14 protein-coding genes are annotated in these 23,102 nt (G+C 64.0%); 2 read left to right on the forward strand and 12 right to left on the reverse strand.

Annotated elements, in window-relative coordinates; genetic code table 11:
* The first annotated feature begins 16 nt into the window (after positions 1–16).
* Both G5C33_RS10555 and G5C33_RS10560 read left to right on the forward strand, forming a co-directional pair.
* Entirely contained in the window at positions 17–1,951 is a 1,935-nt protein-coding gene (locus G5C33_RS10555) for a tetratricopeptide repeat-containing sulfotransferase family protein (protein WP_165327177.1), read from the forward strand.
* A gap of 110 nt (positions 1,952–2,061) precedes the next feature.
* Complete coding sequence (locus G5C33_RS10560) at positions 2,062–4,458, forward strand: TonB-dependent receptor (RefSeq protein WP_228275027.1); 2,397 nt, start codon at positions 2,062–2,064, stop codon at positions 4,456–4,458.
* A gap of 124 nt (positions 4,459–4,582) precedes the next feature.
* Here G5C33_RS10560 and G5C33_RS10565 read toward each other — a convergent pair whose 3' ends face one another.
* From G5C33_RS10565 to G5C33_RS10620, 12 genes are all read right to left on the reverse strand, one after another.
* Complete coding sequence (locus G5C33_RS10565; RefSeq protein WP_165327178.1) at positions 4,583–5,995, reverse strand: dihydrolipoyl dehydrogenase; 1,413 nt, start codon at positions 5,993–5,995, stop codon at positions 4,583–4,585.
* A 5-nt stretch (positions 5,996–6,000) separates the two neighbouring features.
* Positions 6,001–7,380 (reverse strand): NAD-dependent succinate-semialdehyde dehydrogenase, encoded by a 1,380-nt coding sequence (locus G5C33_RS10570; protein WP_165327179.1) that lies wholly within the window; start codon positions 7,378–7,380, stop codon positions 6,001–6,003.
* 45 nt (positions 7,381–7,425) lie between these two features.
* On the reverse strand, positions 7,426–8,109 hold the full coding sequence (locus G5C33_RS10575) for a hypothetical protein (protein WP_228275028.1): 684 nt from the start codon (positions 8,107–8,109) through the stop codon (positions 7,426–7,428).
* A gap of 196 nt (positions 8,110–8,305) precedes the next feature.
* The gene (locus G5C33_RS10580; protein ID WP_165327181.1) at positions 8,306–10,165 is read right to left on the reverse strand and encodes an acetyl-CoA hydrolase/transferase C-terminal domain-containing protein; all 1,860 of its coding nucleotides are present in this window, start codon (positions 10,163–10,165) and stop codon (positions 8,306–8,308) included.
* Positions 10,162–12,234 carry a 3-hydroxyacyl-CoA dehydrogenase NAD-binding domain-containing protein gene (locus tag G5C33_RS10585; protein WP_165327182.1) on the reverse strand — a complete coding sequence of 691 codons (2,073 nt, stop codon included), beginning with the start codon at positions 12,232–12,234 and terminating at the stop codon, positions 10,162–10,164. The genes G5C33_RS10580 and G5C33_RS10585 overlap by 4 nt, the downstream gene beginning before the upstream one ends.
* Positions 12,234–13,493, reverse strand: coding sequence for an acetyl-CoA C-acetyltransferase (locus G5C33_RS10590; RefSeq protein WP_266095899.1), 1,260 nt, complete (start codon positions 13,491–13,493; stop codon positions 12,234–12,236). The genes G5C33_RS10585 and G5C33_RS10590 overlap by 1 nt, the downstream gene beginning before the upstream one ends.
* Positions 13,493–15,733 (reverse strand): acyl-CoA dehydrogenase, encoded by a 2,241-nt coding sequence (locus G5C33_RS10595; RefSeq protein ID WP_165327184.1) that lies wholly within the window; start codon positions 15,731–15,733, stop codon positions 13,493–13,495. The genes G5C33_RS10590 and G5C33_RS10595 overlap by 1 nt, the downstream gene beginning before the upstream one ends.
* A 347-nt stretch (positions 15,734–16,080) precedes the next feature.
* Positions 16,081–18,045 carry a DUF3604 domain-containing protein gene (locus G5C33_RS10600; protein ID WP_165327185.1) on the reverse strand — a complete coding sequence of 655 codons (1,965 nt, stop codon included), beginning with the start codon at positions 18,043–18,045 and terminating at the stop codon, positions 16,081–16,083.
* Between the two features lie 189 nt (positions 18,046–18,234).
* Positions 18,235–19,095, reverse strand: a complete 861-nt coding sequence (locus tag G5C33_RS10605; RefSeq protein ID WP_165327186.1) for a BadF/BadG/BcrA/BcrD ATPase family protein — start codon at positions 19,093–19,095, stop codon at positions 18,235–18,237.
* Complete coding sequence (dld, locus tag G5C33_RS10610) at positions 19,092–20,894, reverse strand: D-lactate dehydrogenase (RefSeq protein WP_165328818.1); 1,803 nt, start codon at positions 20,892–20,894, stop codon at positions 19,092–19,094. Before dld ends, G5C33_RS10605 begins: the two co-directional genes overlap by 4 nt.
* Positions 20,884–22,035: an N-acetylglucosamine-6-phosphate deacetylase gene (gene nagA / locus G5C33_RS10615; protein ID WP_165327187.1), complete on the reverse strand. Its 1,152-nt coding sequence runs from the start codon at positions 22,033–22,035 to the stop codon at positions 20,884–20,886. Before nagA ends, dld begins: the two co-directional genes overlap by 11 nt.
* The gene (locus tag G5C33_RS10620; protein WP_228275029.1) at positions 22,032–23,096 is read right to left on the reverse strand and encodes an SIS domain-containing protein; all 1,065 of its coding nucleotides are present in this window, start codon (positions 23,094–23,096) and stop codon (positions 22,032–22,034) included. The genes nagA and G5C33_RS10620 overlap by 4 nt, the downstream gene beginning before the upstream one ends.
* Between the last annotated feature and the right edge of the window lie 6 nt (positions 23,097–23,102).

Raw genomic sequence — 23,102 nt, forward strand, 5'->3', positions numbered from 1 at the left:
TGTCTGCCCGTCCGAAATGCGCAACGCTGAAGGTTGTCGGAAAGGATTGAGTTTGGCCAAAGCCGCTGCCGCACCCACCGGGACGATAGAAACCGCGCTGGCACATGCGGAACGCCTGTTGCGCGCCGAGCCGGAGTTGGCGCGGGCACAGGCCGAGGCGATATTGGAAGCCCATCCCGACAATGGCGAGGCACTGGTGCTGAAGGGCAGGGCGTTAGCGGCGAGCGGCGCGACAGACGATGCCATCGACGCGCTGCTCCAGGCGACCAGGCGCTTGCCGGACGACGCGGCGGCATGGCGCGCGCTGGCCGATCAATATCTCGTCGCCGGGGACGAGAAGCGCGCCGATGCGGCCCAATCCCAGGCGATCCGCGCGTCGGTGCACGAGCCCGAGCTGCGTCGGGCAGCGACGGCATTGTGCGCGAACGACCTGAGCACCGCGGAACGTATCCTGAAACCCTGGCTCAAGCAGCGGCCGACCGATGTCGCGGCGATCCGCATGCTCGCCGAGCTGGCGGGGCGGATCGGGCGGTATCGCGACGCGGAATCGCTGTTGTCGCGGGCGATCGAGCTGGCTCCGGGCTTTGCACCGGCGCGGTTCAACATGGCGACGCTGCAATATCGCCGCGGCAGGATACCCGAAGCGGTCGAGCAGCTGGAAGCCTTGCTGGAAAGCGATCCCGAAAACCCGGGCTACCGCAACCTTCTCGCCGCCGCGCTGACGCGCATCGGCGAAGTCGATCAGGCGCTGGTTCATTTCCGCAAGGCGCTCGACCGCCAGCCGGGACTCACCAAGGTGTGGCTGAGCTATGGCCATGCACTGAAGACAGCCGGGCAGCAGGCCGAAAGCATCGCGGCCTATCGCCGCTGCATCGCGCAGGAGCCGGGGTTCGGCGAAGCCTGGTGGAGCCTCGCCAATCTGAAGACCGTTCGGCTGGACGAGGCGGATGTCGCCGCGATGCGCGATGCGCTCGATACGGCGAAGCTGCGCGACGAGGATCGTTGGCACCTGCATTTCGCGCTGGGCAAGGCGCTGGAGGACGCCGCCGAATATGAAGCGGCGTTCGGCCATTATGCCGAGGGCAACCGGCTGCGCCTCGCCGCCACACCCTATGACCCGGAAGCGACGCGAAACAGGGTCGATCGGACGATATCGCGCTTCACGCAGGACTTCTTCGTCGAGCATGCGGGACAGGGGCATCCCGCGCCCGATCCGATCTTCGTGCTCGGCATGCCGCGTTCGGGTTCGACGCTGGTCGAGCAGATCCTCGCCAGCCACCCTTTGGTCGAAGGCACGCACGAGCTTGCCGACATCCAGATGATGGCGGCGCGACTGGGCGGGCAGGGCGATGCCTATCCCGAGAACCTGGCCACGCTGACGCCCGGGCAGCTTGCCGAACTCGGCGCCGAATATATCGAGCGGACGCGCATCCAGCGGCATACCGACCGCCCGTTCTTCATCGACAAGATGCCGAACAACTGGCTTCATGCCGGTTTCATCCAGCTGATCCTGCCCAAGGCGAAGATCGTCGACACGCGTCGGAATCCGCTCGATTGCTGCTTTTCCAACTTCAAGCAGCATTTCGCGCGCGGCCAGGCCTTCGCCTATGACCTTGCGCATATGGGCCGCTATTACGCGGACTATGTTCGGTTGATGGCGCATTTCGATACGGTCGCCCCCGGGGCCGTGCATCGCGTCTTCCACGAAGCCCTGATCGCCGATCCCGAATCGGAGATACGATCGCTGCTCGCCGCGCTCGATCTGCCGTTCGATTCTGCCTGCCTGCGTTTCCACGAAACCGATCGCGCGGTTCGCACCGCCAGCTCGGAACAGGTGCGGCGTCCGATCAATCGACAGGGCGTCGATCAGTGGCGGCATTTCGACGCCTGGATGGGCCCGTTGAAGGCCGAGCTTGGCAGGTTGGTCGACGATTATCCCATTGAAACATAACGCTCATGCTGCAATGCAGCAGAGTGACTTGACAACTGTCCAATGAGTCGCGAACCTCCTGAGTCGCAGCAGATGGCAATTCGCCGCGCAGCAGATTGAAGGGGGGTAACGTGAACCGGAACCACACTCTGCGAAGCCGACCGGGCCGCACTTTCGCCACCGCGCTACTCGCCTCCTCGATGCTGGGCGGGATCGCTCCCGCCGCCGCGCAGGTCGTCGGCGAACAGACCGTGGAGAGCGACGTCATCATCGTCAGCGCGACGCGGCGCGACGAGGATCTTCAGGACGTTCCGATCAGTCTTCAGGTGCTCGGTGAAGAGGAGCTTGAGCAGCAGTCGGTCGCCTCGTTCGACGACTACGCCCGGCTGCTTCCGAGCGTCAGCTTCCAGTCCTTCGGGCCGGGCCAGACGCAGCTTTCATTTCGCGGCATCACCAGCGGCGGCGACGGGCTCGACGCAGGCTCGCTGCCGGCCACCGGCGTCTATCTCGACGATGTGCCGGTGACGACGATTGCATCGCTGGTCGATCTGCACATCTATGACGTCGCACGGGTCGAGGCGCTGTCGGGTCCGCAGGGTACGCTGTTCGGCGCGAGCTCGCTTTCGGGGACGCTGCGCATCATCACCAACAAGCCCGATCCTTCGCGGTTCGAGGGCGGATATGATCTGCAGGTCAACAAATATGGCGCCGGTGATTTCGGTGGCCAGGTCGAGGGTTTCCTCAACCTGCCGCTGGCGTCGAACGCGGCGATCCGCCTGGTCGGCTGGTACAGCAAGGAAGGCGGGTATATCGACAATACCTATGCCGAGCGAACCTACACGCTTGACGATTTCGATCCGTCGACCAATCTGACCGTCGACAACAGTGAGTATGTCGAAGACGATTTCAACGATGTCGAAACCTATGGCGGGCGCGCGGCGCTGAAGGTCGATCTGGACGAGGATTGGACCGCGACGCCGATGTTCATGTACCAGAACCAGCAGACCAACGGCTCGTTTCTCTACGATCCCACGCTGGGCGATCTGGAAGTCCACGATTTCGTACCGGAATATAACACGGACGAATGGTGGCAGGCCGCGCTGACGATCGAAGGAAAGATCGGAAACTGGGACGTCGTATATTCAGCCGGATATTTCGAGCGCGAGACTGAAAACGAAATCGACTATTCCTATTACACGGTCGCTTACGACACCTATGGATATTACGCGACCTATTTCCCGGATCCCTCGGGTGGCTATCTGGATCCGACGCAGCGTCAATATTACAATTATAACTTCACCAAGCACACGCATGAACTGCGGTTCATCTCGCCGTCACATGCTTCGCTTCGGATGACGGCCGGGCTGTTCTATCAGCGCCAGACCAACGATATCGACGCGCAATATTTCATACCGGGGCTCAGCACTTCCCCGGTAACCTCGGTATGGTTCAATCCCATCTTCGATGACGTCGTGTATCTCAAGCGGCTCGATCGCGCCGACAATGACTATGCCATGTTCACCGAAGTCGAATATGACATCACACCGGCACTGACGCTGACCGCGGGCATTCGTGGATTCATGGCCCACAACACGCTGATCGGCTTTTCCGGCTTTGAATATAGTACCTATTCGGATTGTTTGCCGACCGACGACCCGGACATTCCCTGCGTCAACGTCTATCCCGAAGGGGCCGCCGCGGCGATGCCCAAGAAGGTCGATGAATCGGGTGAGACGCACAAGGTTAGCCTGTCCTGGGACGTCGATCCCGACCGCATGGTCTATGCGACCTATTCGACCGGCTATCGACCGGGCGGCATCAATCGCGACCCTGCCTATGGCGCCTATGCTGCGGACAAGCTGAGCAACTATGAAATCGGGTGGAAGACCAGCTGGCTGGACGGTATGTTCCGCTGGAACGGCGCGGTCTTCTATCAGGACTGGACCGACATGCAGTTCGCGCTGGCGCGACCGGGCGACAACGGCGTCACCAGCATCGCCAATGTCGGCGGAGCGGAGTCAAAGGGTGTCGAGATGGACCTGCTGTTCCGTTCGGGCGGCCTCTCGCTTTCCGCGGCCGGCAGCTATGTCGACGCGCACATCACCACGCCCTTCTGCCAGGAAGACTGGACCGGCGCGATCTACTGTACGCCCGAAGGTACGCGTCTGCCGGTGCAACCCAAATTCAAGGTGAACGGCACCGCGCGCTACGATTTCATGCTGGGCGGTGATACCGGCGCATTCGTGCAGGCCGGGGTTCAGCATCAGGGGGGTACGCGGTCCTTCCTCCTAGACGACGAGGTGGCGGTGATCGGCTATACTGACGGCTTCACGACTGTCGATTTCGCGGCCGGGATCCATTTCGGAGACATGTCGATCGAAGCCTTCATACAGAACGCGTTCGACGAACGGGGACAGCTGAGCCGAAACACGGCGTGCGCGCCAGCCTATTGCGGCAGCTATTACCGAATCTACCCGGTGCAGCCGCAATTTTTCGGTCTGAAGTTTTCGCACCGCTTCCGGGACTGAGGGGTGCGGGAGTAATGCTCCCGGACGGTCAGGCTCGGTCTGCTTCCACAGACGCAACAACGCCTCGTTTCCCACCGGGAGGCGAGGCGTCTGTTCGTGGCAGGTTCGGAGCGCGCCCCTTCTGTCAGGCGCCTGGCGGTGTGCCGGTATCCTGATCCTGCGGCAGGGTGATGGGTGTGGCCGCGCAAATGGTGCGCAATGCCTGCTTCAGCCCCTCCTCGATTGTCGGATGATAGAAGGGAAGCTCCAGAAGGTCGCTCGCGGTCTTGCCGCTCTGGATCGCCCAGGCGAGCATATGCGCCAGATGTTCCCCCGCCGGCGCCACCAGATCGGCGCCGATCAGTCGTCCGTCCGGCGCCGCGGCGTATAGTGTGAGCGTACCGCGATTACGCCCCTCGACTCGTGCGCGGCCCTGATCGGAAAAATCGGCGTGGCCTGTGACGGCGCCATCGGCTTCGGATTCGCCGATGCTCGCGGTGGTCGGATCGGTGAAGACGATGCTGAAGGAAACATGGCGCTCGGTTTCGATCGGCGCGGGCAGGGCGGCGGCGTTCCGTCCCGCGATCGCGCCGTCATGGGACGCTTCGTGAAGCAGCGGCAGATCGGAGGCGACATCGCCGGCAATGAAGATTCCGCTTTCGCCGCAGCGCATCGTTGCGCGATCGTGCAATGGCACACCGTTCTCATCCAGCTCGATGTCCGCTTTTTCAAGGTCCAATCCATCGAGTTGCGGCGGACGACCGAGGGCGGCCAGAAGCAGATCGAAATGCGCCTCGCCGCTATGGCTCCCGCTCCAGCGTACGACTACGCCGTTTTCGTCCGCCTCCGGCGAGACATCGACTCCGAGGTGCACCGGCATGTCGGTTTCGATGATCGTTCGCAGCGCCGCATGCACCCTGGGGCAGCGGATTTTGGCCATCCGCTCTCCCTTGTCGAACAGCGCAACATCGACGCCGAGACGCGCGAACGCCTGGGCAAGTTCGAGTCCGATTGCGCCGGAGCCGACCACCGCCAGTCGCCGGGGCAGTTCTTCGAGTTCGAACACGCCGTCGCTGGTGATCACCCTGTCGCCCAGTTCGGCAAATGGCCCGGGCAGCGCAGGCGACGATCCCGTCGCGATGACAATCGACTTCGCCTCCACGGCCCGACCATCGTCGAGCAGCAGGCGGTTCGGCCCGTCGAAACGCGCCCGCGCGCGCAGCGTGACATCGTCCGGCAGCTCGGCGATCGAGTCACGCGTCAGCCGGGCGAAGCGGTCGCGTTCGGAACGCACCCGGCGCATCACCGCCGGGCCGTCGATCCGCATGTCGCCGACCTTGATCCCGAACAGCCCGGCCTGGCCGATGCGATGCGCCTCCTTTGCCGCCGCAATCAGCAGCTTGGAGGGCATGCAGCCGACATTGGCGCAGGTCGTGCCGTTGAATTCAGGATCGATCATCAGCGTCGACGCGCCGTTCTTGCGCGCCGCGCGTTCAGCCGAAATGCCGGCAGTACCGCCGCCGATTACCGCGACATCGCAGCGAAGCGTTTCCACCATCGCGATCAGGCCGCGATCTTGATCGACTTGATGTTGACGAATTCCTTGAGGCCTTCGGGACCATGTTCTCGGCCATAGCCCGAATTCTTCACACCGCCGAAGGGCAGGTTGGGCGTCGCCACATCGAAGCTGTTGATGAACACCATCCCGGTATCGAAAAAGGTCGCCGCGAGCTTCTTCGCCTTCTCGACATCCTTGCTGAAGATGCCGCCGCCGAGGCCATAGCGGCTGTCGTTTGCGATGCGCATCGCATCGTCGTCGTCCTTCGCCCTGATGATCGACGCGGCGGGACCGAACAGTTCGTCGTCATAGGCGGCTTGGCCGGGGGCGACATCGGCGAGCACGGTGGCCGGATAGAACCAGCCCTTGCGATCGGGCACTTGCCCGCCAACGACCAGCTTCGCGCCCTTCTCGACGCTTTCCTGCACCTGCTTGTGCAGCTTGTCGCGCTGTTCGCGCGTCACCAGCGGGCCGAGCTTCGTACCGTCCTCGGTCGGATCGCCGATCGCAATCGCTTCGAACTGTTCGGCATAAGCCTTTACGAACGCGTCGTAATTCTTCTCGGTTACAATGAACCGCTTGGCGTTCACGCAGGTCTCGCCGTTATTGTAAATCCGCCCGGCAACACATGTCTTTACCGCAAGCTCCAGATCGGCATCGTCGAGCACCAGATAGGCGTCGTTCGATCCCAGCTCGAGTACGGTCTTCTTGACCACTTCGCCGGCTTTGGCGGCGATATGGCGCCCGGCCTTGTCGCTGCCGGTCATCGTCACGCCGCGCACCAGTTCGTGTTGGATCACCTCGTCCGACTGGTCATGGGTAATGCGCAGCACGCCGAACAGCCCCTGGGGCAGTCCCGCGCTTTCATAGACGTCGCGCAGGAAGATGCCGCTGCCGGTGCAGCTTTCGGCATGTTTCAGCAGCACGCCATTGCCCGCCATCAGGCTGGCGATCGAATAACGGACCGCCTGATAAGCAGGGAAATTCCACGGCTGGATGCCATAGACGACGCCGATCGGCGAATGGGTGACGAACGCCGTTGCGCCGTCGACCTCGCGTTGGTCATCGGCCAGCTCGACCGGCCCCGCCTTGGCGGTATAGTCGCAGATCGCCGCGCACAGATCGATTTCGTCGCGGCTGTCGCCAATCAGCTTGCCGACTTCCTGCGTCATCAGCTGCGCGAAATCCTCTTTCTTCTCGCGCAATTTGTCGCCGATCGCGGCGATCACCCTGGCGCGGTCCTCCAAGCTGCGCAGCCGCCAGTCGAGAAACGCGTCATGGCTCTTGCGAACCGTGGCATCGACTTCCTGGTCGGACATGATGGCATAGGTTTCGATCACCTTTTCGGTGAGCGGATTGACGGTCATGATACGCTTGTCGGTCATGCTACTGGACCTCCTTGGGAAAATTCAGGGGGTGGGGCGCAGGGTTCAGCCATGCGCCTCGCGATGTTTGCCGAGTGTCTTTTCGACGTCGGACAGCGCGTGCAGCACTTCTCTGCGCCAGCCGCCCTTGGGTAGCTGGCGCACCGCCGAATGCGCCGCGCAAACGATGCGCGTTCCAGCCCAGTTCTCCGCCAGATCGCGCGCCCAGCGGGCATAATCGTCCGCCGCGCCGGCGCGTTGCTGCAACGCCTTGGGCAGCATCGGATGAAATTTGAGCCGCGATTGCGGGAGCAGCTTCTTCAGCGGTCCTGGCGCGGCGAGCACATTGAGCGTGTCGTCGACATGAACGGTGCCGCTCGCGCGATGGCGCACCAGCACCGATGCTGCATGGACGTCGGGATCATCGGTGACGAGATCGACGCCTTCGGGCACCGAGAAATCGAGGTCCGCGGAAAACTCCGCCTGCGTTGCGGTGTCCTCGATCACACCGTCTTCCCAGGGCAGGTCGGGCGCCTGCTCGCGATGCCGCCTGGTGCCGATCAGTCGAGCCTTGGGCGCCAGTTGATGCGCCGCCTCGCAATGCAGCGTGTGAAACGGGTGGACGTTCAGGATGGCCTCGATCGCGGCGCCGTTGTCGGTTAGCGCAAGCAGCCGCTCGCGGTCCGTACCGGTAACGCCATAGCTGTCGATCAGCAGAAACCGGCCGCTGGCCCGGCGCACAAGCGACATTTGCGTCCCGATATCGATGACCTTTGCGATCCTGAAGCTGCCTCGAAAATTCCAGAATGCGTCGGCGAGCTGTTGCATGGAATCGGGCAGTCCTTTCGATGGGGGACGCGGTCGGTGGTGCCGACCGGATGGCTTTCCCAAGGAATGTTCGGCCTGCCGAGAATGTTCCTCTCCTCTCGGGCAGCATCGCCGGCTGTCAGCCTTCGCTTTTGTTCGACGTTTCGCGCCAGGCGCCCAGCAGCAGCCGGCGATAGAGTATGTCGGCGGCGCTATTACCGATATCGAGCCGGTCCAGCGCCGCCTGTTCGTCGGCATCGGGGGAAGCTGTGAGACCGGCGGCAACGGTCCGCGCCAGTGCGAGCTTGGAATCGCCGCATTGCTTCAGATAGGTCAGCGCGCGCAGCGCGGTCTGTTCGGGCGCAGTGAAATCGCTGCCGAAGGGGAAGGCGGGAAAGAAGCCATCGGCGCGCGGCCCCGCGAGCAGACGCTCCAGTCTTTCGCGCTGATTGCCTTGCGCTACCGAAAGCGCGGTCGAGCGCACCTTCTTCTGCTCGCCGGCCTGTTGGAGCAGCCCATTGACGAAGCGCGCATCGGCGATTGCGGCCATGCGGCGGATGCATTCGCTGTCGCTCGCGCCCTTCAGCCGCGCGACGCCATATTCGGTGATGACGATGTCGCGCATGTGGCGCGGGATGGTGGTGCGATCGAGCTGCCAGACGATGTTGGATTCGGGTTCGCCGTCCTTGATGCGGTGCGAATGGAGCATCAGGATCGAATTGGCGTCGCGCAGCGCCAGCGCCTGTTCGACGAAATCATGCTGCCCCCCGACGCCGCTCACCACGCGGCCGTCGTCGAGCACGTCGGACTGAACCGCGCCGAACACATCCGCCTTCATCGTGTTGTTGAGGAAGCGGGCGTGCGGGCGATCGCGGCGCTTGGTCTCTTCGTCGCCATAGAGCGCGTTGGTGAAGGAGACGGCGGTCATGTCGAAATCGGCGCGCCGGGCTTCGGGCATGGCTTTCAGCCGGTCATAAAAGTCGCGCGATCCGGCGAAGAAGGCGGCGTGGAGGACATGGCCGCTTGCCGAGCGGCGCTTGAGGATGCCCGCGTCATAGAGGTCGAGGAAACCGTCGACGAACATCTCACTCGCGGCATAAAGGCCCTGTTCGAACGGTTCGGTTTCGCGCGGTTCGGACGTGATCCGGCCGAGCAGCTCGCGGAACAGCGCATTATGCTTGTGGCGCAGGATCAGCGCATAGGTGACCGCGTCGCCCAGCGACCCGATGCCGATCTGCAGCGTACCGCCATCTTTGACGAGGCTTGCGGCGTGCAGCCCGGCGACATAGTCGGCGGTGGTGACCGGACGGCGCGGGACGGCGAAGACGGAGAACTCGACCGAGGGATCGTCGAGGATGGCGTCGAACGCCTCGGCGGGAAGTTCGGCGCTGCCCGGCATGAAGGGCAAGTCGCGATTGACCTGGCCGACGAACAGGAATGGCTCGCCGGCATCGCGCCGCGCCTTGAGTTCTGGCAGCACGTCGAGCGTGACGTCGGGATTGCCCGACAGGCTGTAGCGCGGCTGCGGCCCGCTTTCGTCGATGGCGATCAGCTGCGCGAGCAGATTGATCGGGCGGGCGAGGATCACATCGGCCGCGACGGCGGTGTAATTGACGCTGTTATAGCTTTGCTGGACCGTCGGATTGGAGAGCCATGCACCCGAATTGAGGAAGAATTCGGAGACATGGACGTTGGGGGGCAGGCCGCCGCCGCGCAGCGCCCGGGCATAATCGAGTTCGACATAGCCGGCGAAATGGCGCGCGACGAACGGGTCCATCATCGCCTTTTCGAGGGCGGACGATGCGTGCGGCCGCTCGAGCGTCAGCGCGGTGAGGATTTCCAGCCGCAGCGCCGGATCGGCCTTTGCCCGCGCGAACAGCGCGTTGGCGACATGCGTCGCCTTGCCGATGCCGAGCGGCAGGCCGGTGCGGATCTCGGCGCCGAGCGTGGCGACGATCCACTCCGCCAGCGCATCGGCATCGGCGAAGCGGCGCGTCATTCCTTGGCCTTGCGCCACCACGGACTGGGTTTGTAGCGCGGGCCGACTTCGCGTTCGAGCCGTTCCATCGTCGTCGCGACGGCTTCGAAGCCGCGCGACTGCGCATAGTGGATCGGTCCGCCGAGGAAGGGTGCGAAGCCGGTGCCGAAGATCATTGCAGCGTCCGCGCTGTCGCGATCCTCGACCACGCCTTCGTCGATCGCCGACGCGACGGCATCGAGCAGCGGCAGGATCATGCGCTTGCGCATTTCCTCGGTCGCGGGCTTCTTGAGCTTGTCCTTCTTCGGCTTACCGTCCGAGCCATAGTCGTACACGCCCTTGCCGGTCTTGCGGCCCAGCTCGCCGCGCTCGACCTTGTCGCGCAGCCATTGCGGGATTTCGGGCATCGGATGGTCGAGATCGCGCGCCAGCGATTCGGCGACCGCGAGGCAGATGTCGAGCCCGACCTGATCGGCGAGTTCGATCGGCCCCATCGGCATGCCGAATTCCTCGGCCGCCTTGTCGATCCGCTCGCATTGCACGCCTTCGTCGACCATCACCAGCGCTTCGCCGAGATAGGGCATCAGCGCGCGATTGACGAGGAAGCCGGGCGACGCCGTCACCGGCAGCGGCAGCTTGCCGATGTCGCCCACGAAGCGCTGCGCGGTTTCGAACGCCTCGGTCGAGCTGCCGTCGTGGCGGACGACTTCGACCAGATCGAGCTTCGAGACGGGATTGAAGAAATGGATGCCGACGAAGCGGTCGGGCCTCTTCACGCCCTTGAACAGCTTGTTGAGGTCGAGGCTCGACGTGTTGGTGGCGATCACCGCGTCGGGCTTCGCCTTTTCCTCGATCTGCGCGTAGATTTTCTCCTTGAGTTCCGGGCGCTCGGGCGCGGCTTCGATGATCAGATCGGCGTGGCGCACGCCGTTGCCGTGCAGATCGGGGGTGAAGCGATCCTTGGCGCGGAGCAGCTCGGGGTCGCGCAGCTTGCGGTCGAACAGCTTGTGCGCCGAAGCGACGGCCTTGCCCAGCGCCTCGCGGCTCGGGTCCTGAATCGTCACGTTCATGCCCTTGAGCGCGCACCAGGCGCCGATTTCGGCGCCCATCGTACCCGCGCCGACGACATGGACGTTGCGCACGTTCGAGCTTCCCTTGCCGTTCTGCTGGAGCCGCTGGCGTAGGAAGAAGACGCGGACGAGGTTTTGCGTGGTGTCGGTCGGCAAGAGGTGCGCGAACGAGGCGCGTTCGGCCTGGAGCATCTCCTCCATCGATCCGCCATGTTTTTCCCACAGCGAAATCAGCGCATAGGGCGATTCATAATGCTCGCTCGGCGCCTGTTTCTCGGTCTCGCCGCGCATCTGCGCCGCTATCGCTTTTCGCGCGGGGAAGAGGTTCATCGCGGTCGCCGTTGCGCCGCCGCCGCTGCGTTCGAGCTTGCCCGACAGCGCGGCTTCGATCGCATTGGCCATGTTGCGCTCGGGGACGACGGCTTCGACGATGCCGAGCTTCTTCGCCTTGCCCGCACGCACGCTGCGGCCGGTGAGCATCAGCTTCATCGCCTCGACCGGGTTGATCCGGTGCGTCAGCCGCGCCGTGCCGCCGAGCCCCGGATGGAGGCCGACCAGCACTTCGGGAAAGCCGAGCGATGCGTCGTCGCGCGCGACGATGAAATCGCAGGCAAGCGCGAGTTCAAGCCCGCCGCCGACACAGGCCCCGTGCACCGCCGCGACGGTGGTCTGCTTCAGCGCGGCGATACGATCGATCACGGCATTGGCCTCATCGATCTTGGCGCGCACTTCGGCGACCGTTGAAACGCCGCGAAACTGATTGAGATCGGCACCGGCGGCAAACCCGCCACGCTTGGCCGAGCGGAAGATCACCGACTTCCAGTCGCCCTGTTCAACCTCGTCTAGCAGGTCGTTGAGTTCGCGCAGCACCGGTTCGTCGAGCGTGTTGGTCGACGTGTCGCCCTTGTCGAGGATCAGCCAGATCCGATCGCCTTCCTCATGCTTGATCCAGTGGATGCCACGGCTGCCTTCGACGCCAGTGAGTGGCGTCGGGCTGAGATATTCGATTGCAGTTGTCATTACAGCGCCTCCACCAGCATTGCTCCGCCCTGACCGCCGCCGATACACTCGGTGGCGATCCCACGCTTGCCGCCGGTGCGGCGCAGTGCGTTGACGAGGTGCAGCACGATCCGCGTGCCGCTGGTGCCGACGGGGTGGCCGAGGCTGACCGCGCCGCCGTCGATGTTGAGCTTCTCGCGATCGACTGCGCCGAGCGCGCCGTCGAGGCCGAGCACGTCACGGCAGAAGCCGGGGTCTTCCCATGCCGCAAGGCAGCCGAGCACCTGCGCGGCGAATGCCTCGTTGAGTTCCCAGACGTCGATGTCGCCGAGCGACAATTCGCCGCGCTTGAGCAGCGGCGTCGCGGAAACCGTCGGCCCGAGGCCCATGATTTCGGGCGCGAGTGCAGCCCAGTCGCTGTCGACGATCTTGGCCAGCGGCGTTAGGCCGTGCTTTTCGACCGCCTCTTCCGATGCGAGGATTATCCAGCAGGCGCCGTCGGTGATCTGGCTCGAATTGCCGGCGGTGACGTTGCCGTACTTCTCGAACACGGGCTTCAGCTTGCCGAGCTGTTCCATGTTGTTGTCGGGGCGCACGCCGTCGTCATGGTCGTAAACGGTGCCGTCGGGCGCGAACATCGGCTCGACTTCATTGTCAAGCCAGCCTTCCTCCTGTGCCCTGGCGAGGCGGCGATGGCTTTCCATCGCATATTCGTCGGCCTGCCAGCGGCTGATGCCGAACCGATGCGCCACCTCTTCGGCGGTCTGCCCCATTGCAAGCCCGGAGATCGGATCGGTGAGTCCCTGTTTCAGCCCGATTTCGGGCGAGAGATAGGCAAGGTTGAACTTGCGCAACGCCTTGGCGCGGTCGCCCGCGGTCTTGGCCCCCTGAAATTTGGCGAGCCATGCCGTCGCTTCGTCCGAAAGGATCAGCGGCGCGCGGCTCAGCGCTTCGGTGCCGCCGGCGAGCACCAGCTCCATGTCGCCATGTGCGATGTAGCGATAGGCTTCGTCGAGCGACTGCATGCCCGAACCGCAATTGCGGTGGACGGTATGCGCGGGCATTTCATCGCCGCATCCCATGCGCAGCGCGGCGACGCGCGCGACGTTCATTTCGCCCGCCACCTGGTTGGCGCAGCCGAGAATGACTTCGTCGAACGCGTCGGGCGCGAAGGGCTGGCGCATCAGCAGCGGCCTGCCGCATTGCACGGCAAGGTCGGCGGGGCTGAACGGGCCGGGTTTGCCGCGCGCCTTGATGAAAGGCGTGCGGTTGCCGTCCACTATATAGACTGGACGAGCTTCAGATCGGGCTGATCGGGTGATGGTACCTGCTCCTCTTGAGGTGCAACGAGACCGCGAAGGTCGTTGGAATCGAAATCGTCGACGGCGACAACGGTTGCAACCGCTTCCGCCGCTTCCTGCAATGCTTCTCGCTCGGCGTCGTTGAGCGCGTCCTCGCCCTGATGCTTGCGCTTGTCGCGCAGGCGCTGGGTGCGCTCGACCAGATCGAGCGCATGTTCGAGATCGGCGACCGGGCCGGGGCCGACATGAACGCCGCAGGCGATGCGGTCGCGCTGCGCGCCGCTCGACAGGATCGTGTCGGCGCAGGCGAAGATGACATCGTCGCTCGGTCCGCGCGGATGGCTGCGGAAGGGCAGGGTGACGGCGCGCATCACCTTGTCGAGCATCGGCACGGGGAAATTGACGAAGATCGCGTCGAACCGGTCCTCGATCCGCTGGAAGCCGGTCTCGCAGGCCCATTCGACCAGCGGCAGGTCTTCTTCGAGCCGGCCGTCATCTTCCCAGCGTTTGAGGACGGCACTCAGCAAGTAGAGCTCGGCGAGGATGTCGCCATAGCGCGCCGAAATCGCTTCCTTGCGCTTGAGCGTGCCGCCGAGCGAAATCAGCGCTACTTCGGCGCAGGTGGCGAGCGCCGAGGCATAGCGCGAAAGCTGCTTGTAATAGCCCTTCACCTTTCCGGCATCGGGCGCGTCGCCGGTGGCGCCGCCGGTCCAGCCGCTCGCGAAGCTGCTCGCGAGATTCTTGATGATGTGCCCGGCATGTTTCCACAGCACTTCGTCGAACGCGACCAGCGCGTCCTTGCCCTGCTCCTCGAGCGCGACGACTTCCTTCAAGAGATAGGGATGGTCGCGCATCGCGCCCTGGCCGAAGATGATCAGGCTGCGCGTCACGATATTGGCGCCCTCGACGGTGATGCCGACGGGAACCGAGCGATAGACATTGCCGAAATAGTTTTTCGGCCCGTCGATGATGGTCTTGCCGCCATGCACGTCCATCGTGTCGTCGACTGCCTGGCGCATGCGATAGGTGGCGTGCGCCTTCATGATGGCGGAGACGATCGAGGGGTGGTGCCCCTGATCGAGCCCGGCGCAAGTGAAGCGGCGCGCGGCTTCGAGCTCATAGGCGATGCCGGCGATGCGGCCGAGCCGTTCCTTGACGCCTTCGAACTTGCCGATCGGGATGCCGAACTGTTCGCGCACTCGCGCATAGGCGCCGGTGGTGCGCGCGGCGGCGCAGGCGGCGGCGGTGGCGAGCGAGGGCAGCGAAATCCCGCGCCCGGCGGCGAGCGCCGCCATCAGCATCTTCCAGCCCTGACCAATCTGCTCCTGCCCGCCGATGATCGCGTCGAGCGGCACGAACACGTCCTTGCCCGATACCGGGCCGTTCTGAAATGCCTGCATCGAGGGCAAGTGGCGGCGGCCATGCTCGACGCCCGGTGTGTCGGTGGGGACAAGCGCGACGGTAATGCCGCGATCCTCTTCGTCCGACAGCAGATGGTCGGGATCGGTGAGCTTGAAGGCCAGCCCGAGCACCGTCGCGACCGGCGCCAGCGTGATATAGCGTTTGGAAAAGGTGATGCTCATCCCGAGCACTTCCTCGCCGTCGATCGTCTGTTTGCAGACGACGCCGTGGTCGACCATCGCAGAAGCGTCCGATCCCGCCTCATCGCTGGTCAGCGCGAAGCAGGGGATTTCGCGGCCGTCGGCGAGGCGCGGGAGATAATGGTCCTTCTGGTCGTCGCGGCCGAATTGCAGCAGCAGCTCGCCCGGGCCGAGCGAATTGGGGACCATCACTGTCACCGCAGCCGTGACCGAGCGCGTCGAGATGCGCTTCACCACTTCGCTGTGCGCGAAGGCGCTGAAGCCTAGACCGCCATAATCCTTGGGAATGATCATCCCGAAGAACTTGTTTTTCTTGAGAAAATCCCAGACCGTTTCGGGAAGGTCCATGTCGACCGCGGCAATCTGCCAGTCGTCGAGCATGTCGCACAGCTGCGCCACCGGGCCGTCGATAAATGCCTGCTCCTCCTGCGTCAGCGAGGCGGGCGCCATGTCGCGCATCTTTTCCCAATCGGGCGCGCCGGAAAACAGGTCCGCGTCCCACCAGGTGTCGCCGGCTTCCATCGCCTCGCGCTCGGTTGCGGACAGGCTGGGCAGGCTGCCGCGCGCCCACTGGAAGATGGGTTTCGACAGGAGATTGCGGCGAAGTGTCTCGAGCATGGTCCGTCCTTTCCTCGGAAGGAATGCTGCGAGAAACGCCTGAAACACCCTCCCGGAATATGCCGGGAAAATGGCTGAGAACAGGGGTTGGTTCCCCATTTTATCGGACGAACAACCGATGCACCCGATTCCGTAACGGCATGCCGGTGCCGGCGCTGCCCGGATGGCGTGCGGAGCGACTGGAACTGCAAGCCCTTGCGCGAGGTTCGGAGCGGGCCAGGGCTTGCGTTTACGTGGGGTGCGTTATCGCCGCGGTCGATCGATTGGACCGGCAGCCCGGGAAGGCCCACCGGTCCACGCCAATACCTCCCGGGTTCGACAGCCTTCCGGTGCCGGCGGGCAACGTCCTATTTCTCCGCGATCCAGATAGGGCTCGACCAGGCCATGTCCGCGGTGGAATGGGAATAGAGGCGCCCGGGATATTCATCGACTTGCCGAACCCGGAGATAGTACATCGCATCTTCCTCGAACGTCTCGTCGGTGAAGGTGAAGACGCTGGTCTCGCCGTCTGGGCGCACCGCGTGGACGGTTTGATACGCTCCGTCCTGGAGCCGGACGATTTCCACCAGCGCAAGCTTGTTCGTTCCGGCGACGCGGACGGTGAAGCTGGGCTTCCCCTCGGCTGCATATTCGCTGCCCATCGGATGACCGTCGCTGGAGAAGTCGAGATAGATTTGCGTGCCGGTGGTGGCATATGCGTTGCGGCTGCCCAGCGCATTCCAGATCGCGTCGCGGTCATTTTCGGGGGCGACGACCGCCGCCAGCCCGCCGGAATGGCGGATGTCTATCGTCTCATTGTTGACGCCCGGCATTTCGAGATGGTTGTCGGAGGCGCCGATGACGCCGATGCGAAATCCGTTCTTCCACGCATATTGATAGGACCAGGCGCCGTCGGCCGGGAGCTCGAACAGCTGCGGCTGATCGTCGGGCTGGACGAGGTGACGGCTGTTCCACAGCGAGTAGATCTCGCCGATCGGCCGGTATTCGTTGCCGACATCGTCCTGCCAGATATTGTGGTGCGGGAACTGCCACGACACATGCGGTATGGTGAGAACCTCGGTTCCCTGCGCCTTGAGCGCGGCGTAGAGCGCCGGATAGTCGGGATAGCGGATGTGATCGAACGGCTTGCCGGCGCGATCCTTGTACATCACCACATAGTGATTGAGTTCCGGCGTCCATTCGAATCCGTAAAAGGTGGAGAACACGCCCGGCTGATAAAAGCGGTCGGAAATGTCCTGCGAGCGCTGCCAGACGGGATCGGTGAGCAGCCGGGAAGCGTGTTCCGACGTGCTCGCGAAATCGAGCCCGCTGACGTTGCGCGCATAGCAATAGGCGGCGACCGCATTGGTGAAATTGGCGCGATGATCGCCCGCCAGGTTCAGTTCCTTGAAGGTGTTCGTTCCGGTGGTGTTGAGATCCGTACCTTCGTCGATCGTGAACAGGCCCTGATTGTCGGCGCCCGACCCGGTGTGGAAATGCAGGTCGCCGAAGAGGTGGTGCCGCGAGACCCTGTCGCGATGGACCCAGGCATATTTGTACCGGATCCGCAGTGCGTCGTCCGGCGCCACTGCCTCGATCTTCTGAAATCCTTCGCTGTTGAACGTCACCGGGATGACGACACGGCCCCGCGCCTCGGCAGTGAATTCGGCGCTCGCGCCGATCTCCGCCTCGTTGTCGGTCGCGCTCAGGCGAACGGTGCCGGTATAACCGGTAGCGCGGTTTCCGAACCGGTCGACCGCCACGATGGCCGCGTCGAAGGGCTCGCCTGACACCACGTCGGAGGGGAAGTGGATCGCAAGGAAATCCGCCTGGGCGGGTTCGATCGTGAGGGAGGGGAAGCGGGAGGCGACTTCCCAGTCACCGTCGCTGCCGCTGCCGCTGCGGGTGGCGTAACGCACGTCGACCTTTCCCGCCAGGCTGCGAACCTTTCCGCGAAAGAAGACCGACAGCGTTTCGCCCGCAGGCAGCGGTGAAGCCAGTGTCGCTTCGATGATGCCGCCCAATACACCGGTGACCGCGACCTTCACCGTCGCGCCGGTGGAAGTCGTCGCCCAGACATATCCCAGACCCTCGGGTTCGTCCGTTTCGGGCGGACTGAACAGGAGTGTTTCCGTTTCCGCATAGGCGATGGGAATCTCGATTCTGATGCCGCTCCCTGCTTCGAGAGTCGTGACCGACCGATAGTCATAGCGAAGGGTCTGGACGCTGCCCGCCGGCGCACCGGCCATGTTGACGGTCAGTTGGCTCCCGGGACCGGCGGGTTGCGCGGAGGCGGGCTCGCATCGCGGGAAGCCGGGGTCGGCCGCGGCCATGACGGGGAAGGCGAGTGCAAGCGTCAAGGATGCACCGATCAGCGCCATCGCGCTGCCCCGACTGATGCACTTTGCGAGAGCGACGGGCATGTGGGAATAAGACTTCATGGAATTTCCTCGACCCCTTTTCCTGTTCTGGCTCGGCCTTTCCAGCACGAAACTGCCGGCCTGGCGCGGTGGGCAGTGCTGCTAGCCGCGTTTTGCCAAATCTATCGCGCCGTCCAACGGATCGCCAAGCGCATCGGAAAGGCGCGACACCGTTCGTTCGCGCAGCCAGGGACGCATCCGTTGGGAAAGCCCGCCGACCAATGCGCAGCGATTGGCGCCGCGCTGAAAAATGGTCTCGATAAAGCGTTCGATATGCTGTGCCGCATCCTCGACGATCGAGCGCGCGATCGCGTCATCGGCCTCGGCATAGTCCATCACCACAGGCGCGAAGCTGGCGTAATCCCTGGGAGTGGCTTCATCCATCCAGCCGACCACGCTTGCCGTGTCATGGTCGAAACGGGCAGTGACCGCGCTGCTTAGCGGGGTGGATTTGGTCCGCCCGTCCAGTGCCCGCAAAGCATGCCGTACCGCGCTGAGGCCCAGCGCCGCGCCGCTTCCTTCGTCGGAGATCGGAAACCCATAGCCGCCGATGGTGAAGCTCCGGCCATCCTTGCGGACATGGGCGACGCTGCCGGTCCCGATGATGAGCACGGCGCCCTCGGCGCGACCGTTTGCGCCCAGATTGGCAATATAGGCGTCTGTTTCATACGCAACGGAAGCGAACGGGAAGTCGAATGCCCGCAATGCCTCCGACGCGCCCTGACGGCCATATCCCGCGACGCCGATTCCGGCATGCACCTCCGCGATTTGGGTGTCGTCCAGGCGCGCCTGCCGAATGGCCTGATACGCCGTTTCCGAGAGCGTTGCATAGAGTTCGGGGAATCCGATGCGGGTGTTCGCGGAACCGCCCGATCCGGTTCCCAGAACGGTGCCGTCCTCGGCTGCGAGTCTGGCGCGGCAATTGCTACCTCCGGCGTCTATGCCCAGATAATACGCCATCATGGTGTTCCTTCCGTCGAATGGCAGGAGATATTTTTGATTTCTGCCGGATCGGCCGGACAAGGACCGCCGGCACGCCAGGCGCGGTTTCGCGACGTTCCCCCCAGTCCGGGGTTGAGCTGGTTGCGGGGATCGAGCGCCTGGTAGAAGCGGGCCAGCGCGGGCTTCGCGACATATTGATGGCCGACATTGTGTTCGGCCGGATATTCGGCGCCGCGCGCATCCAGCCAAGCGCATAACTCACGCTTGAGCTTCGCTGCGTCGCTGCCCTTTCTGACGATATAGTCCTGGTGAAATACGTGGCAGAAGAAGTGCCCGTAACAAAGGGCGTGGATCACTTCGCCTTCGTGACCGGCCGGCAGCAACTGACTCCAGTCGCGCGCATTGCGGGGCAGCGCTACATCGAGCGCGACGATATCCTCGACCTCGTCCTGATGGACGGCGCGAAAGCGGACTGCGGCACCGGCGACGACGAAGCGATGCAGAAACGCTTTCGATGCTTCGCGCGCACCACATTCGAAAAAGGCGCCTTGGCCCTGCTCGAAGACCTTGGCCAGCAGCGCCCGTGTCTCGTTGGCGATGCTATCGGCTACCTTGAGGATAAGGTGATGTTCGAAACGGTCGCGATACTCGCGCATCCGCCGGGGAAGGGGGTCGGGCAGCAGCCTGCCGATCCCCTGCATCATGCGTTCGCTCGGCGCCTCGCCGAGCAAGGGCATACGGCTCGCCCACGCGTCGAGGCGCGCCTTTGCGGCGAACAGGGAGGGAAGGCGATCGGTGCCGAGCCGCTCGATGGTGAAGACCATGTCCCTGCCATAGTGGTCGGCCATGTCGAACGCGGTGCGGTGAATATATTCGCCCGAAATCGGCAGGATCGGAAACTCGCTCAGAATTGTCCGTCGGATCGTGTCGAGACGGCCCGGGTCGTTGGTACCGATATAGAAAGTGGAACTGTCCGCATCGCGATGGAAACTATCCAGGCGGACCGCGAAGACAATCGCTTTTCCCGCGCTTCCCGAAGCTTCGAACAGGCAACGCTCGTCGGCATTGAAGCGGGCGGGCCGGTCGCTGTCGACGTCTCGCACATGGTCGGCATAGCGGTGATCATGCGCGGTTCGCGTTGGCGGCATCTCGATGTCGGCATCGGTGAAATCGCCGCGTTCGAGCCGATCGAGCATTTCCTCGGGATCATCGCCAAGTGCGATGCCGAGGTGATTGACCAGGCGAAGCGTGCCATCCAGTTCGACGACGGCGAACAGGGCAAGCTGGGTATATGCCGGGCCGCGCTGGATCAGCGATCCGCCCGAATTGTTGCATACGCCGCCTACCACCGAGGCTCCGAAACAGGACGAACCGATCACCGAATGCGGTTCGCGGCCCAGCGGTCGCAATCGCTTCTCGAGCGCATGGAGAGTCGTGCCCGGCAGGCAGACCGCTTGTCGCCCGCCCTGGAGAAGATGAATGGTGGATATCCTGAGCGTGGATATGATGATCACGCCGCCGGGATACGCATCCCCGTCCGGCGTCGATCCGCCGGTAAGGCCGGTATTGGCGGCTTGCAGGATGATCGAGCAGTCGGCGCGCACGCATATGCGGGCCACGTTCCACAACTCGACGAGACTTGCCGGTCGGATTACGGCAATCACCGCGCCGCTGCCGCTGCGATAGCCGTGGCGATAGCGCCGGGTGGCGGAATCTCCGGTAAGCACATGCCTGCGCCCCACGATCGCGCGGAGTCGTGCGATCAGAGTGTCGCGATCGGTGCCGTTCCCGGCCGCCTCGGAGAAGCGATTACTCGCCATCTTCGCTAAGCTCGCCGGCAATCCAGCTCCGCTGCACGACCAGCCGGTCGTCGAGATGGACCAGATCGGCCTGGAGACCCGGCACGATGCGTCCCGTCTGTTGCGACAGGCCGAGGAAGGTCGCGGGGTTTCCGCTCGCCAGCCGCGAGGCGGCGACAATGTCCAGGCCGAGCAGGTTGACTGCATTACGGACCGCCTGCGCCATGCTCAGCGCCGATCCGGCGAGGGTTCCGTCGGCGCCCTTGCATACGCCGTCCTCGACCCGGATAGTCTGCCCCATAAGGCTGAATTGCTGCATTTGCCCGCCGACCGGCGGCATCGCGTCCGTGACCAGCATCGCGCCGTCGAGCCCGCGCGCGGCAAGCGCGATCTTCACCGTCGCCGGATGGACGTGATGGCCATCGACGATGATTCCGAAATGCGTATCCCGGTTTTCGAGGGCTGCGCCGACCATGCCCGGTTCGCGCGCCTGAAGCTGATTCATCGCATTGAAAAGATGTGTGAAACCGGCAAGTCCTTGATCAAGGGCGCTGCGGGTTTCGCGATAGTCCGCCAGGCTGTGCCCGGCGCACACCCTGATGCCTGCGTCGGTCAGCTTGCCGATCGCGCCCGGCGCCGCGAGCTCGGGGGCCAGGGTCACGATCCGGCGCCCGAGCGTGGGAGCTGTGAGCAGGGCAATCGCGGACTCATCCAGTTGGGTGAATTTCTCGGCGAGATGGATGCCCTTCTTGCCGGGGTTGAGATGCGGCCCTTCGACATGCAGCCCCAACAGGCCGGGCACTTTCGCCTCGATCGCCTGCTCGGTAGCCGAGATCGCAGCGGCGACGACGGGCCGGTCGTCGCTGATCAGGGTCGGCATGATCCCTGTCGTGCCGAACCGCCGGTGCGCACGCGCGATCGCGTCTATTCCCGCAACGGTGGGCTGATCGTTCAACAGCACGTCGCCGCCGCCATTGACCTGCGTGTCGATAAAGCCGGGCAACAGCCAGCCGCCGCCCAAATCGCATCGCGTATGAGCGGCGGGCACGTCCGCGACCGGAACGAGGCCGCCAATGCGACCGTCGGCGATCAGAAGGGCGTGATCGGAGACAACTGCGTCGGGAAGGACGATGCTTGCGCCAAGCAGGGCGGCGGTTTTCATAAAGTGCGCGTGACCTTCCGCAGGTGAGGCGGCTGATCGGGATTGCGATGCCGCATCACGGCTATTCTGTTGGCCAGTGGATAGAAGCTCAGGATGGAAGCGATGGCGCCGAGCGCCGGATGGCGCGCGTCCACCGTGGGCAGCCTGAAGTCGGCCAGGGCGATATCCTCGGCCATTCCCGATGCGATGATCCGGGTTTCGCGCTGATGAAAATCGGAAAGCCTGTCGGACAGCCCCGCGCGCGCCGCGTCCACGGGGCCGATCACCAGAACGGTATCGCCGCGGCCAACCAGCGTCATGGGGCCGTGTGCCACTTCGGCAATGCTGAAGGCTTCGGCATGCAACCCGGCCGCTTCCTTGAATTTCAGCGCTGCCTCACCCGCGATCGGGAGGGTCAGGCCACGCCCGAGAACCAGCAGGCTTTCCGTTTCGGCGAGCAGCGGCGCGGCCGACGCCCAATCCGCGTCCCGGGCGCGTCGCAACAGATCGCCGATCGTTTGCAGTTCGTCGAGCAGCAGGTGATCCTGGGTCCACTCGGCGATCAGATGCGCGATCGCGACAAGCGTGCAAACGAAGCTTTTGGTAGCGGCGACGCTCTCTTCCTTCCCGGCATGCACCGGAACCACCCAGTCGGAAAGCGCGGCCAGCGGCGATTCGACGTCGTTGACCACCGCGATGATCATTGCGCCCTGTCGGGCTGCATCTTCGGCTGCGGCGATCAGATCGGGACTGCGGCCCGATTGCGAGACCACGATAAGCGGGATGTCGCAGAATTTGGGCGAGGTAGTGCGATAGAGCGAGCCGATCGATGGTGCATGGCTAAGCGTCGGCGGCCCGCCGCGGGTTTCGGTCAGCACCTTGGCGAAGCCCGCTGCCTGATCCGAACTGCCGCGCGCAAGCGTCGCCATGAAGTCGGGGTCGAGCGCACGAAGCCTTTTGCCGAGCGCGCGCATCAAATCCGCATTCGCGGCGATCTGTGCCTCGCACCTTTCAGGGCTTTCCGCTGCCTCGCTAAGCATCAGCGATGATTGTCGATCCAATGAGTCTGTCTCGCTTGCCATGCGTTT

Origin of the sequence: Sphingosinithalassobacter tenebrarum, from assembly GCF_011057975.1 — a bacterium.
In the GTDB taxonomy this organism is placed as follows: domain Bacteria; phylum Pseudomonadota; class Alphaproteobacteria; order Sphingomonadales; family Sphingomonadaceae; genus Sphingomonas; species Sphingomonas tenebrarum.

What these genes read in the sequence shown, in the direction of transcription:
- G5C33_RS10555 (WP_165327177.1), top strand. Translation starts at nt 17, where the DNA reads ATGCGCAACGCTGAAGGTTGTCGGAAAGGATTGAGTTTGGCCAAAGCC.
- G5C33_RS10565 (WP_165327178.1), bottom strand. Translation starts at nt 5,995, where the DNA reads ATGGTGGAAACGCTTCGCTGCGATGTCGCGGTAATCGGCGGCGGTACT.
- G5C33_RS10570 (WP_165327179.1), bottom strand. Translation starts at nt 7,380, where the DNA reads ATGACCGACAAGCGTATCATGACCGTCAATCCGCTCACCGAAAAGGTG.
- G5C33_RS10575 (WP_228275028.1), bottom strand. Translation starts at nt 8,109, where the DNA reads ATGTCGCTTGTGCGCCGGGCCAGCGGCCGGTTTCTGCTGATCGACAGC.
- G5C33_RS10580 (WP_165327181.1), bottom strand. Translation starts at nt 10,165, where the DNA reads ATGACGCGCCGCTTCGCCGATGCCGATGCGCTGGCGGAGTGGATCGTC.
- G5C33_RS10585 (WP_165327182.1), bottom strand. Translation starts at nt 12,234, where the DNA reads ATGACAACTGCAATCGAATATCTCAGCCCGACGCCACTCACTGGCGTC.
- G5C33_RS10595 (WP_165327184.1), bottom strand. Translation starts at nt 15,733, where the DNA reads ATGCTCGAGACACTTCGCCGCAATCTCCTGTCGAAACCCATCTTCCAG.
- G5C33_RS10600 (WP_165327185.1), bottom strand. Translation starts at nt 18,045, where the DNA reads ATGGCCGCGGCCGACCCCGGCTTCCCGCGATGCGAGCCCGCCTCCGCG.
- G5C33_RS10605 (WP_165327186.1), bottom strand. Translation starts at nt 19,095, where the DNA reads ATGATGGCGTATTATCTGGGCATAGACGCCGGAGGTAGCAATTGCCGC.
- dld (WP_165328818.1), bottom strand. Translation starts at nt 20,894, where the DNA reads ATGGCGAGTAATCGCTTCTCCGAGGCGGCCGGGAACGGCACCGATCGC.
- nagA (WP_165327187.1), bottom strand. Translation starts at nt 22,035, where the DNA reads ATGAAAACCGCCGCCCTGCTTGGCGCAAGCATCGTCCTTCCCGACGCA.
- G5C33_RS10620 (WP_228275029.1), bottom strand. Translation starts at nt 23,096, where the DNA reads ATGGCAAGCGAGACAGACTCATTGGATCGACAATCATCGCTGATGCTT.